At 55.6% G+C, this 16,939-nt stretch carries 14 protein-coding genes and 1 pseudogene; 6 read left to right on the top strand and 9 right to left on the bottom strand.

Annotated features, from left to right (window positions below; genetic code table 11):
* Nucleotides 1–18 precede the first annotated feature (18 nt).
* Both ACJ69_RS02665 and ACJ69_RS02660 read right to left on the bottom strand, forming a co-directional pair.
* On the bottom strand, nt 19–774 hold the full coding sequence (locus ACJ69_RS02665) for a fimbria/pilus periplasmic chaperone (protein ID WP_059347802.1): 756 nt from the start codon (nt 772–774) through the stop codon (nt 19–21).
* A 42-nt stretch (nt 775–816) separates the two neighbouring features.
* A pseudogene (locus ACJ69_RS02660) lies at nt 817–3,036 on the bottom strand (outer membrane usher protein); the annotation flags it as partial.
* Between the two features lie 79 nt (nt 3,037–3,115).
* Here ACJ69_RS02660 and ACJ69_RS02655 point away from each other — a divergent pair.
* Both ACJ69_RS02655 and ACJ69_RS02650 read left to right on the top strand, forming a co-directional pair.
* Complete coding sequence (locus ACJ69_RS02655) at nt 3,116–4,096, top strand: IS5-like element IS5 family transposase (RefSeq protein WP_000019402.1); 981 nt, start codon at nt 3,116–3,118, stop codon at nt 4,094–4,096.
* A gap of 187 nt (nt 4,097–4,283) precedes the next feature.
* Nucleotides 4,284–4,877 (top strand): helix-turn-helix domain-containing protein, encoded by a 594-nt coding sequence (locus tag ACJ69_RS02650; RefSeq protein WP_155616767.1) that lies wholly within the window; start codon nt 4,284–4,286, stop codon nt 4,875–4,877.
* Between the two features lie 210 nt (nt 4,878–5,087).
* On the opposite strand, the gene ACJ69_RS02645 is transcribed toward ACJ69_RS02650, so the two are convergent.
* The 6 genes from ACJ69_RS02645 to mntR form a co-directional block, all read right to left on the bottom strand.
* On the bottom strand, nt 5,088–6,128 hold the full coding sequence (locus tag ACJ69_RS02645; RefSeq protein ID WP_054830172.1) for an aldo/keto reductase: 1,041 nt from the start codon (nt 6,126–6,128) through the stop codon (nt 5,088–5,090).
* Nucleotides 6,129–6,230: 102 nt separating this feature from the next.
* Nucleotides 6,231–7,754: an efflux transporter outer membrane subunit gene (locus tag ACJ69_RS02640; protein WP_054830171.1), complete on the bottom strand. Its 1,524-nt coding sequence runs from the start codon at nt 7,752–7,754 to the stop codon at nt 6,231–6,233.
* Nucleotides 7,754–9,325, bottom strand: a complete 1,572-nt coding sequence (locus ACJ69_RS02635) for a DHA2 family efflux MFS transporter permease subunit (protein ID WP_059346382.1) — start codon at nt 9,323–9,325, stop codon at nt 7,754–7,756. The genes ACJ69_RS02640 and ACJ69_RS02635 overlap by 1 nt, the downstream gene beginning before the upstream one ends.
* Complete coding sequence (locus tag ACJ69_RS02630) at nt 9,322–10,416, bottom strand: HlyD family secretion protein (protein ID WP_032661279.1); 1,095 nt, start codon at nt 10,414–10,416, stop codon at nt 9,322–9,324. The genes ACJ69_RS02635 and ACJ69_RS02630 overlap by 4 nt, the downstream gene beginning before the upstream one ends.
* A 101-nt stretch (nt 10,417–10,517) precedes the next feature.
* On the bottom strand, nt 10,518–11,627 hold the full coding sequence (locus ACJ69_RS02625) for an anion transporter (protein WP_048976792.1): 1,110 nt from the start codon (nt 11,625–11,627) through the stop codon (nt 10,518–10,520).
* Nucleotides 11,624–12,097: a manganese-binding transcriptional regulator MntR gene (mntR, locus tag ACJ69_RS02620; protein WP_029740613.1), complete on the bottom strand. Its 474-nt coding sequence runs from the start codon at nt 12,095–12,097 to the stop codon at nt 11,624–11,626. Before mntR ends, ACJ69_RS02625 begins: the two co-directional genes overlap by 4 nt.
* A 183-nt stretch (nt 12,098–12,280) precedes the next feature.
* Between mntR and mntS the strand changes: the two genes are divergently transcribed.
* The gene (gene mntS / locus ACJ69_RS02615; protein WP_014831181.1) at nt 12,281–12,409 is read left to right on the top strand and encodes a manganase accumulation protein MntS; all 129 of its coding nucleotides are present in this window, start codon (nt 12,281–12,283) and stop codon (nt 12,407–12,409) included.
* A gap of 283 nt (nt 12,410–12,692) precedes the next feature.
* Nucleotides 12,693–14,276 (top strand): phosphoethanolamine transferase, encoded by a 1,584-nt coding sequence (locus tag ACJ69_RS02610; protein ID WP_059346381.1) that lies wholly within the window; start codon nt 12,693–12,695, stop codon nt 14,274–14,276.
* Nucleotides 14,277–14,376: 100 nt separating this feature from the next.
* Here ACJ69_RS02610 and ompX read toward each other — a convergent pair whose 3' ends face one another.
* Nucleotides 14,377–14,895 carry an outer membrane protein OmpX gene (gene ompX / locus ACJ69_RS02605; RefSeq protein ID WP_023310884.1) on the bottom strand — a complete coding sequence of 173 codons (519 nt, stop codon included), beginning with the start codon at nt 14,893–14,895 and terminating at the stop codon, nt 14,377–14,379.
* Between the two features lie 354 nt (nt 14,896–15,249).
* Between ompX and rhtA the strand changes: the two genes are divergently transcribed.
* The gene (rhtA, locus tag ACJ69_RS02600) at nt 15,250–16,137 is read left to right on the top strand and encodes a threonine/homoserine exporter RhtA (protein ID WP_023334998.1); all 888 of its coding nucleotides are present in this window, start codon (nt 15,250–15,252) and stop codon (nt 16,135–16,137) included.
* A gap of 298 nt (nt 16,138–16,435) precedes the next feature.
* Complete coding sequence (gene dps / locus ACJ69_RS02595) at nt 16,436–16,939, top strand: DNA starvation/stationary phase protection protein Dps (RefSeq protein ID WP_010428924.1); 504 nt, start codon at nt 16,436–16,438, stop codon at nt 16,937–16,939.

The following is a 16,939-nucleotide window of genomic DNA, read 5'->3' as shown; positions in this document are numbered from 1 at the left end:
TTATCCCTTACGTCCTGATTATTGGTTTTTCAGTAGTTTTGCCGTGCAGTTAGCGCCGCTACAGGTGAACTGAACTTTTGGACGTCCGCCATAATCATTCACGTAGGTCAGTACCGGTGAGGTCCCCAGGGCTGCGGCAGAGGCCTCAATGGTCACCTTATCTTTAGGCGCCACCATCACTGGCTGCAAGCTCACCGGGCTCCCCTTTTCTGACGTACGTCCTTCCACGATAGTCAGGAAGTACGGCGTGGGATTGTTCAGCACGTATTTATCCCCGTTACGCGTAAGCGTCACTTTCTCCACCCAGTCCCCGGTTGCTGCCTGAGTCTTGTCCAGCGCAATGGCTGCGGGTCGGTAAAAAAGTTTGATACGCGTCTGCAGAGCAATTTGCAGCGTGTTCGGCTTGTTGCTGCGCGGCGGAATTTCGCGCAGGTTGAAGTAGAACAGCGATTCACGATCCTGCGGCAGTGCGCTCATGGCCGGTGACGTCTGCACCTTCACCTGGCTTTTGGCTCCTGCTTCCAGGCGCTGCACCGGCGGCAGCACCGTCATCGGTGAGGACACCTTGTTGCCCTGCGCATCTTCAATCCAACCCTGTGCCAGATACGGCAGGTTTTTGTTCTCATTACTGATGTTCAGGCTGACGGATTTCTCGCCGCCGTTCACGATCACACGGGTGCGATCCAGCGAAATTGCAGCGTTCGCCTGCTGCGCGGCCATCAGACCACCCAGCACTACAGCCAGAACGGAAAGGGTATTTTTACGGTTTAACATCTTCATCTATTTCACTCGTTTAAAGGTTTTCTGAACCGTGGCTTACTGGCACGGCAGTAACAGATTTCCGTTCTGGTTGAGTCCTGATAATTTTTCCGGCACGGTGACGGCACACTGCACCTCACCATCCCAGCTCACATTCAGTTTCGCGCCCGGCTTGAGGCCGGAGAGATACGTCTGACCGTCATCGTTAACAATGCCGATTTCTTGTTTCTCGGCGTTCTGCACGCTGGCACCAAACGGTGGATAGCTGCTGTCAGCCAGGCGAATGACACCCATCGCTTTCTCGCCGGAAATTACATTAAATTTCCGGTAGCCAATGGCGCCTTCGGTCAACGTTGCCTGTACAACGGAGGAAGAAGCTTCCGCGTTATCAGGAAGATCGTTAATGTCGATGCTCAGGTTGTTCTTGTTGTAATTGCTGACCTCGGTAATAACCGCTTTGCCAAACCGGTTGGTACGCGTGCTATCGCTGTAGCCCTGCACCGGAATATCCGCTGCATCCCCGGTATCCACCATCACTCGGGTACCTCCCAGGTTGTTCGACCGATGCAGCGCCGCACCGTGGGTGGTGGCCGTCATCCCGCCGCGAAGGGAGAGCCCGGCGGAGGTGTACTGGTTCTGCTGGTAATCGACGTTAGCCGTAATGTCGGCCACATCTGCTGAATGGTCGTAGTAACCGCTCAGGGTACCGCCGTCGTCGCTACCGCCCGCCGCAATGCGGTAGTTATCGCCATTTTTCAGATGGTCAAAGTACGCCAGGTTATGGCTGTTATTGTTACCGTTAACCGAGCCGTTATAGCTGAGCGACCCGGATTCACCCCATGGCACGGAAAGCGACACGTACATGCCATCATCGTTTTCACCGTTGAATTTGTTGCGATAGGCCGTCAGCGAGCCGTTAATGTTTTTCCATTTGCCAATGTCGAAAAAGCGCGACAATGACAGGTTGTAACGATCCTCAGTAGGGGTATTCCAGTAGGTCTGGTGTGCATAGTTCAGGTACGCGGAAAGTCCGAGCGATTTAAACTGCTGGCTGAACGTCGCTGTGTACATCTCCTTACTCTGCATAAAGTCATCATTGTTCGTCTTGTAGTTCAGGTAGTCATTGAAACTCATGTAATCTTTTTCAGAGAAACGGTAGCCGGCGAATGTCACCTGGCTGTCGGTTTCGTCGAAACGTTTTGAGTAACTGACGCGGTATGACTGCCCGTGACGGTCCTCCTCGTCGAGTTTTGCATCTGAACGGGTGACGTCGAACGACAGGGCGCCCAGCACCATCAAATCGCGACCAATACCGGCAGCCAGAGAGAGATAGTCGTTGCTGCTCACCGCCCCGCCGTAAAGCGACCAGCCATTGCTGATGCCCCAGGAAAACTCACCAGAGCCAAAAGTATCGCCTTCGGTACTGTGGTCATAGCTTGTCGGTTTACCGGCAAACACCTTATAGCGAACGCTGCCCGGACGGGTCAGATAAGGGATACTCGCGGTGCTGACCTTAAAGGTCTGTACCGAGCCATCCTGTTCCTGTACCCGAACATCCAGCATCCCGGCGACGGCATTGTTAAGGTCCTGAATCGCGAATGGGCCTGCCGCCACCTGCGTTTCATAGATCACTCGCCCCTGCTGGGAGATGGTCACTTTGGCATTGGTTTTCGCCACACCGGTTACTTCCGGCGCATAGCCGCGCAGGTTCGGTGGCAGCATATTGTCATCGGAAACCACGCTCGCCCCGGCAAAGCGGAAACTGTCGAATAAATCTGAATTCAGATAGTCCTCGCCCAGCGTCAGCTTCGCTTTGAGAGCAGTCAGTGCGCGATAGAGATAGACCCGGCTCCAGCTCCACCTTTTTTGATCGGAACCATTTTCCCCGTCAGTGCTATCGTCATAGTTTGTTTGCCAGTCTGCGCGAGCGCGCCATGCACCGAGGTTGGCGCCGAAGGTGCCGTTACCCGAGACGCTATCGTCATCGCTGCCATGCTGGTTCTGCCGTGCCTGAGCGTTGAGGTTATAGTCCGCCAGCAGGCCCGGCACGCCTTCATCCCACATGCTGCTCGGCACCCAGTTGTCATCGGAATATTCGACGTAGGCCTGAGGGACATTGATGGTTAATACCCCGGCGCTCAAATCAGGATTCACCAGCACACCTTTCAGGGCCGTAATGTCGACGCACTGGTTGTTGTGCCAGAAAGTAAACGCCTTCTCACTGTCGGCTTTGAATCCCATCTTGCTCACGACATCGGGAGTAAAACAGACTTTTGAATCTTTGCTATGGAAGGTGCGAACAAGTCCCTGATATGAGATCATGTTTGTCATCTGGAGCCATGGAACAGGGTTCATCATGAGTCATCAACTTACCTTCGCCGACAGTGAATTCAGCAGTAAGCGCCGTCAGACCAGAAAAGAGATTTTCTTGTCCCGCATGGAGCAGATTCTGCCATGGCAAAACATGGTGGAAGTCATCGAGCCGTTTTACCCCAAGGCTGGTAATGGCCGGCGACCTTATCCGCTGGAAACCATGCTACGCATTCACTGCATGCAGCATTGGTACAACCTGAGCGATGGCGCGATGGAAGATGCTCTGTACGAAATCGCCTCCATGCGTCTGTTTGCCCGGTTATCCCTGGATAGCGCCTTGCCGGACCGCACCACCATCATGAATTTCCGCCACCTGCTGGAGCAGCATCAACTGGCCCGCCAATTGTTCAAGACCATCAATCGCTGGCTGGCCGAAGCAGGCGTCATGATGACTCAAGGCACCTTGGTCGATGCCACCATCATTGAGGCACCCAGCTCGACCAAGAACAAAGAGCAGCAACGCGATCCGGAGATGCATCAGACCAAGAAAGGCAATCAGTGGCACTTTGGCATGAAGGCCCACATTGGTGTCGATGCCAAGAGTGGCCTGACCCACAGCCTAGTCACCACCGCGGCCAACGAGCATGACCTCAATCAGCTGGGTAATCTGCTGCATGGAGAGGAGCAATTTGTCTCAGCCGATGCCGGCTACCAAGGGGCGCCACAGCGCGAGGAGCTGGCCGAGGTGGATGTGGACTGGCTGATCGCCGAGCGCCCCGGCAAGGTAAGAACCTTGAAACAGCATCCACGCAAGAACAAAACGGCCATCAACATCGAATACATGAAAGCCAGCATCCGGGCCAAGGTGGAGCACCCATTTCGCATCATCAAGCGACAGTTCGGCTTCGTGAAAGCCAGATACAAGGGGTTGCTGAAAAACGATAACCAACTGGCGATGTTATTCACGCTGGCCAACCTGTTTCGGGCGGACCAAATGATACGTCAGTGGGAGAGATCTCACTAAAAACTGGGGATAACACCTTAAATGGCGAAGAAACGGTCTAAATAGGCTGATTCAAGGCATTTACGGGAGAAAAAATCGGCTCAAACATGAAGAAATGAAATGACTGAGTCAGCCGAGAAGAATTTCCCCGCTTATTCGCACCTTCCCTAATATTAATATCAGGTCAACGCGAACCGAGCCAGCCCCTTTGCTGGCGTTGATGAAACAACTTGATCCTTTTTTGCATTATCACCCTGTCGCGGTTAACACCCGCTATGTCATCTCAGCACAGCAACAATCACAATGTTATTTCGTCCGCTCGGGTGCGATCTCAATGTACCGTCAGCCGGATGATATTCTCATTGATCTGTTTGATGCCCCTACCCTTCGCGGCGTGATTTCGCTTCCGGCAGACACACTTTCAACCTATATCATTAAAACCATCGTCCCGTCAGAAATTGCCATCCTTGAGCGGGAAAAACTGTTCGCCCTTTTGACTGAGCATAATTTGTGGGAACTCTTTTCCCGCCACCAGCTTGCTATTGGCAGCATGGTAATCGAGAAGATGTTTAAGCTGATTACCCCAACAACCTATAATGTTGTTCGTCACCAACTGTATGAGCTGATCAATATCCCGGCGGAAATTCGTGAAACCATCCTGGCAGAGACCTATATCCGCAGTAAAACCCGACTCTCCCGCAGCGGCATTATGCGCATCCTTTCAGATCTGAAAGACGGAGGATATATCGTCATCGTCAAAGGTGTACTTAAAGAGGTGAAGCACCTGCCGGAAAACTATTGAGAGGCCGCGCCGCGCCGTCACTGCTGCAACGCCTTAAAGGATACGTTGTCACCCGTATTAATCACGCTCTTAAATTGATGTCCCTATCCTGAAAAGTTGAACTCCTGTTCACTCATCGACAGAAATAATGTCTAAGGGAAGCTTGTTGATTCCTTTCAACACACCTCTGTCACTCCCCCGGTGAACGATGCGCCACCGGGGAAAAGTGCATTACTGTTGCGCGAGCTGATTGCGGCGATATTCACCCTGCCGCTCCAGCATCCAGCCCGGGTATTCGCGCGGCAGCGCGCTCACCGCATCAAGCTGCTTAAGCTCATCTTCGCTTAAGCGTATCCCGGTCGCGGCGATATTGTCGTCCAGCTGTTCAACGCGTTTCGCGCCAATGATGACGCTGGTCACCGCTTTCTGATGCAGCAGCCAGGCCAGCGCGATTTGCGCGACGGAGACGCCCTTGCTTTCGGCGATAGTGCGCATCACGTCTACGCAGTCGAAGGCGCGATCTTTGTTCACCGGCGGGAAGTCAAACTCCAGACGACGACCACCGGCTTCGCTCTGCCCGTCGCGGCCATATTTTCCGCTCAGCAGGCCGCCCGCCAGCGGACTCCAGACCATCAGCCCAACGCCTTCGCTCTGCATCATCGGCACCAGCTCGCGCTCCAGGTCGCGCCCGGCAATGGTGTAATACGCCTGCAGCGACGCGAAACGCGCCAGCCCAAGACGTTCAGAAATACCGAGCGCTTTGGCAATCTGCCACGCCGCCCAGTTCGAGACGCCGATGTAGCGCACGTGGCCGTGCTGCACCAGGTTATCCAGCGCGTAGAGCGTCTCTTCAATCGGCGTTGCGGGATCGAAGCCGTGAAGCTGGTAGAGATCGATATGATCGAGCTGCAGGCGGCGCAGGCTCTCCTTCACGCTGCTGATGATGTGATAGCGCGAGCTGCCGCGCGAGTTCACCCCTGCCGTTCCCGTTTCGCCGAACACTTTCGTGGCGACCACCACGTTCTCGCGCGGGATTTTCAGGTTTTTCAGCGCCTGACCGGTGATCTCCTCCGAGCGCCCTTCCGAGTAAACGTCCGCGGTGTCGATAAAATTGATCCCGGCATCCAGCGCGCGGCCCACCAGCTGCTCGGCTTCACTTTGCTGGAGCTGGCCAATCTTGCCCCACATGCCGCCCTCGCCGCCGAAGGTCATGGTGCCGAGGCACAGTTCAGAAACAAACAGACCGGTGTTGCCCAGTTTTTGATAACGCATAACTTATTCCTCGCATGTCGATTGGGTACCCGATAGTTATACCCGCCCCTCAGCCATCGCGAATGTGGTGTTCCTGTCCGTTTCTTGCCCAATCCTCTGAATTTATCCGCGCGGGGCGTCGCCAAAGACGCTGTAGTTCGGTAACTGCACCTGCTGATACGGCTCCCAGCCGCCGCCGAGGGCCTTGTAGAGCGCCACCAGATCGAGCGCGCTCTGCACCTGCGCCTGTGCGCGCTGCTGCTGGGCCTGCGCCAGCTGACGCTGGGCGTCCAGCACGTCGATAAAGCTGGCGATCCCCTGCCGGTAGCTGTCGCTCGCTAAATCAAAGGCGTTTTGCAGGGCGTCGATCGTTTTTGCGAGACCCGCTTCACGCTGCTGGTCGGTGCGATAGCTCACCAGCGCGTTTTCCACATCGCCGAGCGCGGTCAGCACCGTCTGGCGATAGTCCAGCACCGCCGCCCCCTGCTGCGCGCGCGCCACCTTCACGCTGGAGACCAGTCGACCGCCCTGGAAGATGGGAATAGAGACCTGCGGGCCGAAGCTGTAGAAGTGGCTGCTCCAGTCGGTCAGCCAGTTGGTTTCGCTGTTGCGCAGGCCAAACTGCCCGGAGAGCGTAAAGCTCGGGAACAGCTCAGCCACCGAGACGCCGATTTGCGCCGTCGCGGCGTGGAGGTTCGCCTCCGCTTCGCGCACGTCCGGACGGCGTCGCGCCAGCGTGGACGGAATGCCCGTTTGCACAATATCCGGCAGGGCCGGCATCGGCTGCACGCTTTGCAATTCCGCATCCAGCGCCCCAGGTGGCTTGCCGAGCAGGATCGACAGGCCGTTCATCGCCTGCCGCTCCTGCGCCTGATATTGCGGAAGCTGGGCCTCAAGGTTGCCTAACTGCGCCCGGGCGTTTTCCACATCCATCTGCGGTGACAGCCCGCCGCGCTGGCGGCTTTCGGTGAGATCCAGCGTCTGCTGCGCGCTTTTAATCTGGGTGTTCAGCGTGGCGATAATGCTCTGCGCCCCGCGCAGCTGGAGCCACGCGCGCGCCACTTCGGCCTCCAGCGACACCAGCGCGTCGTTACGCTGCTCGATGGCGGCTTTCTGCTGCGCTTCGGCGGCTTCCACCTGACGACGCACCTTGCCCCACAGGTCGATTTCCCATTGGGCGTCGAAGCTGCCCTGGTAGAGGTTAATCGGCTGCGTCAGCGGCCCCAGCGCGCCCTTCAGGTTTGGATCGATACTATCCACCTGGTCATACACGCCATGGGATTTCAGCTCTCCTTCCAGGCCAAGCTGCTGGCGCGTCGCCTGCAGATTGCCGTTCACCGACGGATAAAACGCCCCGCCCGCCTGGTTAATCTGCTCTCGCGCCCCGGCGATGCGCAGCACCGTCTGCTGCAGCGTCAGGTTTCCGGCGATGGCGCGCTCAACCAGGCTGTCGAGCTGCGGCGAGCCGAAGGTCTTCCACCAGCGCGGGTTAGTCGCGGCGGAAGTAGTTTGCGATTTCACCGCGCTGTCGCCCTTATCGTTCCAGTGCGTAACGGCGGGCGGCGCAGGCTGCTGGTAGTCCGGCCCGACGGCGCATCCCGCCAGCAGCATCATTATCATCAGGGGGTGTAAACGTCTGTGTATCATCAATGTGCTCCTGCACTCCCCTCGCTCTTAACCGGCGAGAGCAACAAACAAAACGGAATCAGTAACAAAGCCACCGCGCTCAGAATGGTGAATACGTCGATGTAGGCCAGGAAGCGCGACTGCTCGATCATCGTCTGGTACATGCGTCCGGTGGCGATGCAGGTGGGGTCGCCCACCTGGGTAGTGAAGTTCTGGATCGCCTGGGCGCTTTCGCGTATCGCCTGCTGGAACTGCTCGTTAAGCGGCGAGGCGTGGTACGCCAGATGCGCGCTGTGCGCCTGCGCGCGTTCGGTGATGGCCGCCGTCGAGAGCGATATCCCAATCGAGCCCGCAACGTTGCGGAACATGGTAAACAGCGCTGCCGCATCGGCGTTGAGCCGTCTCGGAATCGAAATAAAGGCAATGGTGGTCAGCGGCACAAACAGGAACCCCAGCCCAATTGACTGGGCGCTGCGGAACAGCACCAGCGTTTCGAAGTCGATATCCGGCGTCAGCGTGCGCGACCAGAAGAACGACACCGCCAGACAGGTAAAGCCAAAGGCAATAATCCAGCGCGTCTGCACCACCGGCATCAGCTTCAGCACCAGCGGAATGGTTAACACGATCAGCACCGCGCCGGGCGACAGCACCAGCCCCGACCAGGTAGCGGTGTAGCCCAGGTCCTGCTGCGCCAGCTGCGGGATCACCACCGAGCTGCCGTACAGGATCATCGCCATCCCCGCCATCAGCAGGCTGGAGATGGCAAAGTTGCGGTCCTTCATGCAGTGCAGATCCACCACCGGCTTTCTGGCATAAACCAGCCAGTAGATGGCGCCGATAATGCCGACAAGCGTCAACACGCCGAAGGTGCGGATAAAGTTCGAGTAGAACCAGTCCTCATCTTCTCCCCGGTCGAGCATCACCTGCAGACAGCCCAGCCCCAGCGCGATCAGGCCGATCCCCGTCCAGTCGATAGTCAGCTTCTCTTTTGATTTGCTCTCCCACGGCGGATCTTCCAGCAGCTGGTAGATCGCCAGCACCGTCACAATCCCCACCGGAATGTTAATAAAGAACACCCAGCGCCAGGAATAGTTGTCGGTGATCCAGCCGCCCAGCGTCGGGCCGAGCACCGGCGCAACGATAATCGCAATGGAGGACAGACCAAACGCTTTGCCCCTGTCTTCGGGTTTGAAGTAGTCGAGCAGCACCGACTGCTGCGTGGGCTGCAGCCCGCCGCCAAAGAAACCCTGCATCACGCGGAACAGGATTATCTGCCACAGCTCGGTGGCAATCCCGCACAGGAACGAGCAGACGGTGAACATGACGATGCAAATCAGGAAGAACTGCTTGCGACCAAACACCCGGCTCAGAAACGCCGAGATGGGCAGCACGATACCGTTCGCGACCAGATAGCTGGTTAACACCCAGGTGGATTCGTCATAGCTGGACGAGAGCGAGCCTGCCACGTGGGGGAGCGCCACGTTTACGATGGTGGTGTCCAGAATTTCCATGAATACCGCCAGGGTGACGACAATCGCCACCGCCCACGGATTGCTGGCGGGTTTCCAGCTGTCGTGGCTGTGATCCGTCATTCCACCGTCACCTTCGGTGCAACCGACAGCCCCAGCGGCAGCGGTTTGTTTGGATCCAGGCCCTTATCAATCACGATTTTGACCGGCACGCGCTGCACAATTTTGACAAAGTTACCGGTGGCATTTTCTGCCGGGAAGGCGGAGAAGCGCGAGCCGCTGCCCTGCTGGATACTGTCTACGTGCCCCTCAAGCTCCATATCCGGCCACGCGTCGACGGACACGGTGACCTTGTCGCCCGGCTTCATGCGCTCGAGCTGCGACTCTTTAAAGTTCGCGACCACCCACACGTTCGGGGAAACCAGCGAGAACAGCGCCGTTCCCGCCTGCACCAGCGTGCCGGGCTGCACGTTGCGTTTGGTGACAACGCCGTCGAACGGGGCGCGGACTTCGGTATAGGAGAGATTAAGGTTGGCGGTTTCCAGCTGCGCTTTAGCCTGATCGACCTGACGCTCGCGCGCTTCGACGTTGGTTTCCTGCTGGCGAATCTGCAGCTGAACCTGCTCTGCCACTTCCAGCTGCGCCTGAGCGCTGGCCAGCCCTGCCTGTGCGCTACGCAGCTGTGCGTTCGCGGAATCGATGCTTTGCTGGGTGGTCGCACGCGGGTCGACGCCGCGCTGACGACGGTACTCTGCCTGCGCGTTCGCCAGATCGGCCTGCGCTTTCAGCACCTGCGCTTTGGCTTCGTCACGCTGGGCGGGATACTGGACTTTTGAAAGCGCCAGCTGCGCCTGGGCCTGATGCAGCTGCGCGATAGCCAGCCCAAGCTGGGCCTGAGCCTGATCGCGCTGCGCGGTGGTGTCCCGCGGATCGATAACCACCAGCAGATCGCCCTTTTTCACGCGCTGGTTATCGCGCACTCGCAGCTCGGTAACGTAGCCCGCCGTTTTGGGGGCAATCGTCACCACGTCGCCGTCGGTAAAGGCGTCGTCGGTCGTCTCTTCGTTACGGGTTAAAAACCACCAGACCAGCGCCACGACCACCATTACCACCACGACAATGCCGAGGATAATTAACGGTTTCTTGCCCGGGCGCTTACGCTCATTATTGTTTTTGTCCTGCTCGTCAGCAGGCGGGTTTTGATCTTCAGCCATAGTTCAGCAACGGTCCTGTCAGTGAGCGGCATCACACTATGCCGTTCACTAAAGCTAGGACGTTGCTATACGTTTGCCAGGAAAAACTGACAAATTGCGCACTATATGAGAAGGAATATTCCGAAACCGATCGCCGCGGCCCAAACCAGCATCGGAATCGACCAGACGTGGAAACGCCACCAGATACGACGGTCGTTGGCCATACGCAGGGCAATCAGGTTTGCCAGCGAGCCGGGCAGCAGCCCAAACCCGCCGATGTTGACCGCCCAGGCCAGAAGCGTATCGGGCGGAACATAGTTGAGCAGGAGAATGGTGGACGGTACGTTGCTGATAAACTGCGACAGGCCAATCGCCGTCAGCCACAGTCCCGGCTGAGACAGCGTGCTGACGCTGTGCAGAACGTTTTGCAGCACCGGAAGCTGGATAAGAAGATGCACATCAATAAACATCGCCATAAAGACCAGCAGCAGCGTCCAGTCCACGCTCACCAGCACGCGACGCGCCAGGACGACAAACCCCGCGGCAACGAGCAGGACGCCCGCCAGCTCATACTTCAGCTCCAGCGCGAACAGAAAGACAATGTACAAACCGAGACAGCTCCACACCAGACGCGGCTGCCACTGCGGGCCGGTTGTGCCGCTGTGGTACTGCAGCTTTTTATCCGGAAACGCGAACCAGCATACCGCCAGCAGCGACAGCATCATCACCAGCGCCAGAGGGGCCATCTGCCAGGTAAAGGCGGCGAACGACAGCCCGGACCGTCCCCACAGAAGGATATTTTGCGGGTTGCCAATTGGCGTCAGAAGCGAGCCTGCATTGACGGCTAGCGCTTCAAAGATGATCAGCCGGCTGACCGGGATCTCGCAAAGCTTACGCAGCGTGAGCGTGAGGGGCACGATGATAAACAGCGCCACATCGTTGGTTAGAAACGTCGACAGCACCGCGGCGGAGAACACCATAAACAGGGACAGCCTGCGCTCGGTGGCAAAGCGGCGCACCATTTTGCGGCCAAGAACGTCAAAGTAGCCGCTCAGTTCGACCCCTTTGGTGAGCATCATCAGGCCGCTCAGGGTAATAATGGTGCGCCAGTCAATTGCGGCGGGCCAGGCATGTGGCGCAAACGGCACAAAGAGGCTTAACGCTGCGCCAATGATTAATAAGAGATGGAAGAAACGATCGCGTGCCAGGGCCTGTAGTCCGGGGATTTTCATTCAGCGGAGGAACCATATTTAAGGGTAAATTCGCGAAACTTCACCAGCGTCTCTTCGCTCACGTGGTGTTCCATTCCTTCCGCATCCCGGCGGGCAATCTCCGGGCTGACGCCCAGCACCAGTAAAAAATTCTCGACAAGCTGATGGCGCTCGCGGCTCTCCTGCGCGAGTTTCTCCCCTTCAGGCGTCAGAAAAACACCGCGCCAGGGGATCATTTCAATTAAGCCCACGGAGGCCAGGCGTTTTAACATTTTAGCGACAGTTGGCTGTGAAACCCCCAGCCTGGCGGCCATATCGACCTGGCGCGCTTCACCAACCTCACGGATCAGATCGGAAATGAGTTCAACATAATCATCAATCAGTTCACGCCGGTGCGCTTCACGGACCTGGCGAAAACCTTCGACATGTTCTTCAACATTCACCAGTTGCGTCGTTTTCCTTATTGTCGGATGACCTGCGCGACGGTTCATTGTACTTCCTCAGTGGGGTGACGCTTCCAGCGCCCGGTTTGGAGAGCGCACATTGTAAACCATAGCTCCGCAAGCACAAAAAATTAACGAAATAGCCGTAGCTATACAATATAGCCTGTGCTATATCTGTATGTAATGCAGTCACCCTTCATGGATCGAAGGGATCAAAACTCAGGAGGTCTTATGAACGAATTCAAGAGGTGCATGACCGTGTTTACCCACTCTCCCTTTAAAGTGCGCTTAATGCTGTTGAACATGCTGTGCGATATGTTTAACAACAAACCGCATCAGGACGACAAACCTTCCCACTAAGCGGCGTTGCGGTACGCCGCTTCATTTTCCCGTCACAATCTCGCTGTAAACTGGCTTCCAGCCGCCTTATTCCCGATCTTTTTTACGGATTTGCAATCCCCTTCGCAAAACATCTGCTTAGCAACTGTTGATATTATTTAGCGCTCGCACTATCTTCTTGCAGCCCTGCACAATTTGCGGCTCGCTGAAGCGGACCCTCATTCCCTCTCCACGCACTGTCAGGCAGGTTATGACCCTTGACGCCAGGGTGAGCACATGGCGTTTTCATCCATGATAGTGACCTATGAATGTAACCCTGATAGATACCGTTGTGACCCGCAGCCGGGCCTTAAGCTCGTGGACGGGTTTTTACTTTTTGCAGTCATTACTGATTAACTTTGCGCTGGGTTATCCCTTTAGTCTGCTCTACGCGGTGGCGTTCACCTGCGTTCTGCATGTGCTGTGGCGATCCGCACCGCGCGTGCAAAAAGCGTTAATCGGGATCTGCTCGCTGGTCGCTGCACTCTATTTCCCGTTTGGCCAGGCTTACGGCGCGCCAAACTTTAATACCCTGCTGGCGCTGCACTCGACCAATATGGAAGAGTCAACGGAGATCCTGACGATCTTCCCGTGGTACAGCTACGTGGTCGGGATCTTTATCTTCGCGTTGGGCGTTATCGCCATCCGCCGTCAGCCGGGAGAGAAAAAATCCTGGGGTAAGATCGAAATACTCTGTCTGGTGTTCAGCGTTGCCGTGGCGTTTGTCGCCCCCATCCAGAATATTCCCTGGGACGGTAAGCTCAGGCTCACCAATATCGGCTATCCGGTTTTCCGCTTCGTGAAAGACGTCGTTGTCAATAATAAAGAGGTTCTCGACGAACAGGCGCGCATGGCGGAGCTTTCCAATATGAAAGACACCTGGAACGTGCTGGCCGTTAAGCCGAAATATCACACCTATGTGGTGGTGATTGGGGAAAGTGCCCGTCGCGATGCAATGGGAGCCTTCGGTGGACACTGGGATAACACACCGTTTGCCAGTTCGGTCAAAGGCACGCTGTTTACCGATTATGTCGCGGCCAGCGGCTCGACGCAGAAATCGCTCGGCCTGACGCTTAACCGGGTCGTCGACGGCAAACCTCAGTATCAGGATAATTTTGTCACCCTGGCAAACCGCGCGGGTTATCAGACCTGGTGGTTCTCCAATCAGGGGCAAATTGGCGAATATGATACGGCCATCGCCAGTATCGCCAAACGTGCCGACGAAGTGCAGTTCCTGAAGAACGGCGACTTTGAAGCCGACAAAAATACCAAAGACGAAGCGCTGTTGAAAATGACGGCACAGGTGTTCGCCACGCCGCGCACCCAGCCTCAGCTGATCGTCCTGCACCTGATGGGGTCGCACCCGCAGGCCTGCGATCGGACCGGTGGAAAGTACGCGGAGTTCGTGCAGTCCAAAGAGACGTCTTGCTATCTCTACACTATGACGCAAACCGACGACCTGCTGAGCAAGCTGTACGATCAGCTACGCAATACGGGCGACAGCTTCTCCATGGTCTATTTCTCGGATCACGGGCTGGCGTTTAAAGAGCGCGGTAAAGAGGTGCAGTACCTGGCGCACGATGACAAGTTCCAGCAGAACTTCCAGGTGCCGTTTATGGTGCTGTCGAGTGATGATAAAACGCATCGCGTGATTAAAGCGCGCCGTTCGGCAAATGATTTCCTGCAGTTCTTCTCGCAGTGGACGGGGATTAAGGCCGAGCAGATAAAAACGGCTTACCCGTTTGTCTCTAACAAGAAAGCTCCCCCAGTGTACGTTACTAACTTCAAGTTACAGAAAGTTGACTACAACCATCTGGGTACGGATATTTTCGATATTAAGAGTAAGTAGCGGTCTGATGCCCTCACCCTGACCCTCTCCCACGGGGAGAGGGAAAAGCCAAAAAAAATCCGCCACAATGGGCGGATTTTTTATTTAATCACCGGAGTGATTAGAAGCGGTAACCTACGCCCGCGATCCAGGTGCCAACGTCAACGTTGCGGATACGGCTCTGCTCATAGGAGAAGTCCAGAGCAACGTCCTGGATTGGGTTGAACTGCAGGCCTGCGCCATAGGAGAAACCGTAGTCGCTGTTGCTTGCAGTGCGGCTTTCGCTCTGGTTTTCAGTCTGCTGGAATTTACCGTAGCCAACACCTACAACACCGTAGATGCTCGCCCAATCATTCAGACGGTAAGCTGGACCAGCGGTGATGCCGTAGTACTGGCCTTTGTTGTATGCGCCGTTTTCAGAACGATCTTTCTCGGTGTAGGTGAAAGAACCGATCACGCCCAGTGGGTTGTTGTCCTGCTCGTAGCGATACTTCAGGTTGAAACCGTTAGCTTTGTTCATCACGCCCTGATAGTCGCTCTGAGCGTAACCACCAGTAACAGTAGAAGTAGCAGCTACAGCGGTACCTGCGGAAACAGCCAGTACAGCGGCCAGTGCTGAAAGACATGCAATTTTTTTCATAACCACCTCAAATGTGCTTCAAGTAAGTCCGTAAGTTTTAAATATATCAAAAAAATTTGCGAAACTCTTTGTGATTCGTGATGTCTAATGAAACCTTTCCTGTAACAGAACGTTTCCAGCATCAGCTATCTCTTTCAAATCACATGCAATTTTCACTACTAAATGCGAATATTGCGCGCAAGCGCCGTTACATTCATCCAGATTATTCCTAATCTATCAGGCGATAAATCCACCAGCGCTTAATCATTTTACGGATTTAACGCAGTTTTTTTTCAACAGCGCCTCAACCGTAGCCGCTTATTTCCTTTACACTGCAACCTTTACCTCATTTGACATAAGCTGACAGGAGAAAGGATGCCTGGGTTATCCCGCACGTCGTCGGTCTGGTTGCCGGTCGCAGTCATACTCATTGCCATGTTGTCCATTCAAAGCGGTGCTTCGCTTGCAAAATCACTTTTTCCGCTGGTCGGTGCACCCGGGGTGACTGCCCTGCGTATCGTGCTGGGCACGGCGATACTGGTGGTCATTTTCAAACCCTGGCGTCTGCGCTTCAAGAAGGAGCAGCGTTTACCCCTGCTGTTTTATGGACTCTCCCTTGGGGCAATGAACTATCTGTTCTACCTCTCTATTCAGACGATACCGCTGGGGATCGCCGTCGCGCTGGAGTTTACCGGCCCGCTGGCGGTGGCGCTTTTCTCCTCGCGACGTCCGGTCGATTTTATCTGGGTCGTGTTAGCCGTTCTGGGCTTATGGTTCCTGCTGCCGCTGGGCCAGAGCGTCGCTGAGATTGATCTGACGGGCGCAGCCCTGGCGCTGGGTGCTGGTGCCTGCTGGGCGGTCTATATACTCACGGGACAGCGTGCAGGAGAAGAGCACGGTCCGGCGACCGTCGCGTTGGGGTCACTGATCGCTGCTATCGTCTTTGTGCCCATCGGCATGGCGCAGGCAACCGAATCTATCTGGCAATGGTCGGTCATGCCCATAGGACTGGCGGTCGCGATTCTCTCTACCGCACTCCCCTACTCTCTGGAGATGATTGCCCTTACGCGTCTGCCGACGCGCATATTTGGCACGCTGATGAGCATGGAACCTGCGCTAGCCGCCATTTCCGGAATGGTGTTTCTCGGCGAAACCCTCACGTTGACCCAGACGCTGGCGCTCTGCTCGATTATCGCGGCATCAATGGGCTCGACGCTCACCATGCGCCCGGAACCTAAAGTTGAGAAAGTGGATATCAGCTAAGGCCATATATTCTGCATGGCTTCCACGCCATGCAGATAAAGGCCAGAAAGACAGACGTTATAATTTCTTACACACTTTGCGCTATTTTCGAAATATCCCTCTGCGTTTACATCCCCATCCAGCAATTAAGATTGATCTGTATCAATTTAAAAATTATCTATTTATTTCAATAATTTAAAACCTAAACCTCCTTCTCGCTATTAAACCGATAGGCACAGCCAAACCGCAGGCAAAAAATCCGGTGCTATACTTAGTTCCGTAATTACCTGGGACATAAACATCAAGAGGATATGAGATTATGAGTACCGCTAAACTGGTGAAAACGAAAGCGTCTAATCTGCTTTATACCCGTAACGATGTATCGGATAGCGACAAAAAGGCGACCATTGAGTTGCTGAATCGCCAGGTGATCCAGTTCATCGATCTTTCGCTGATCACCAAACAGGCCCACTGGAATATGCGCGGTGCAAACTTTATTGCCGTTCATGAAATGCTGGATGGCTTCCGCACAGCACTGGTTACCCACCTCGATACGATGGCTGAACGTGCCGTTCAGCTGGGAGGCGTGGCGCTGGGTACCACACAGGTGATCAACAGCAAAACGCCACTGAAGAGTTATCCGCTGGATATCCATACCGTTCAGGATCACCTGAAAGAGCTGGCGGACCGCTACGCGATTGTGGCCAATGACGTGCGCAAAGCCATTGGCGAAGCCAAAGACGAAGATACCGCAGACATTTTCACCGCCGCGTCCCGCGACCTGGATCAGTTCCTGTGGTTTATCGAATCTAACATCGAGTAA

This window comes from Enterobacter asburiae (assembly GCF_001521715.1).
Lineage (GTDB): Bacteria > Pseudomonadota > Gammaproteobacteria > Enterobacterales > Enterobacteriaceae > Enterobacter > Enterobacter asburiae.
The sequence above is the reverse complement of the archived record's forward strand: the minus strand, read 5'-3'. Positions and strand labels throughout refer to the sequence as shown.

What these genes read in the sequence shown, in the direction of transcription:
- ACJ69_RS02665 (WP_059347802.1), bottom strand. Translation starts at nt 774, where the DNA reads ATGTTAAACCGTAAAAATACCCTTTCCGTTCTGGCTGTAGTGCTGGGT.
- ACJ69_RS02655 (WP_000019402.1), top strand. Translation starts at nt 3,116, where the DNA reads ATGAGTCATCAACTTACCTTCGCCGACAGTGAATTCAGCAGTAAGCGC.
- ACJ69_RS02645 (WP_054830172.1), bottom strand. Translation starts at nt 6,128, where the DNA reads ATGCGTTATCAAAAACTGGGCAACACCGGTCTGTTTGTTTCTGAACTG.
- ACJ69_RS02640 (WP_054830171.1), bottom strand. Translation starts at nt 7,754, where the DNA reads ATGATACACAGACGTTTACACCCCCTGATGATAATGATGCTGCTGGCG.
- ACJ69_RS02635 (WP_059346382.1), bottom strand. Translation starts at nt 9,325, where the DNA reads ATGACGGATCACAGCCACGACAGCTGGAAACCCGCCAGCAATCCGTGG.
- ACJ69_RS02630 (WP_032661279.1), bottom strand. Translation starts at nt 10,416, where the DNA reads ATGGCTGAAGATCAAAACCCGCCTGCTGACGAGCAGGACAAAAACAAT.
- ACJ69_RS02625 (WP_048976792.1), bottom strand. Translation starts at nt 11,627, where the DNA reads ATGAAAATCCCCGGACTACAGGCCCTGGCACGCGATCGTTTCTTCCAT.
- mntR (WP_029740613.1), bottom strand. Translation starts at nt 12,097, where the DNA reads ATGAACCGTCGCGCAGGTCATCCGACAATAAGGAAAACGACGCAACTG.
- mntS (WP_014831181.1), top strand. Translation starts at nt 12,281, where the DNA reads ATGAACGAATTCAAGAGGTGCATGACCGTGTTTACCCACTCTCCCTTT.
- ACJ69_RS02610 (WP_059346381.1), top strand. Translation starts at nt 12,693, where the DNA reads ATGAATGTAACCCTGATAGATACCGTTGTGACCCGCAGCCGGGCCTTA.
- ompX (WP_023310884.1), bottom strand. Translation starts at nt 14,895, where the DNA reads ATGAAAAAAATTGCATGTCTTTCAGCACTGGCCGCTGTACTGGCTGTT.
- rhtA (WP_023334998.1), top strand. Translation starts at nt 15,250, where the DNA reads ATGCCTGGGTTATCCCGCACGTCGTCGGTCTGGTTGCCGGTCGCAGTC.
- dps (WP_010428924.1), top strand. Translation starts at nt 16,436, where the DNA reads ATGAGTACCGCTAAACTGGTGAAAACGAAAGCGTCTAATCTGCTTTAT.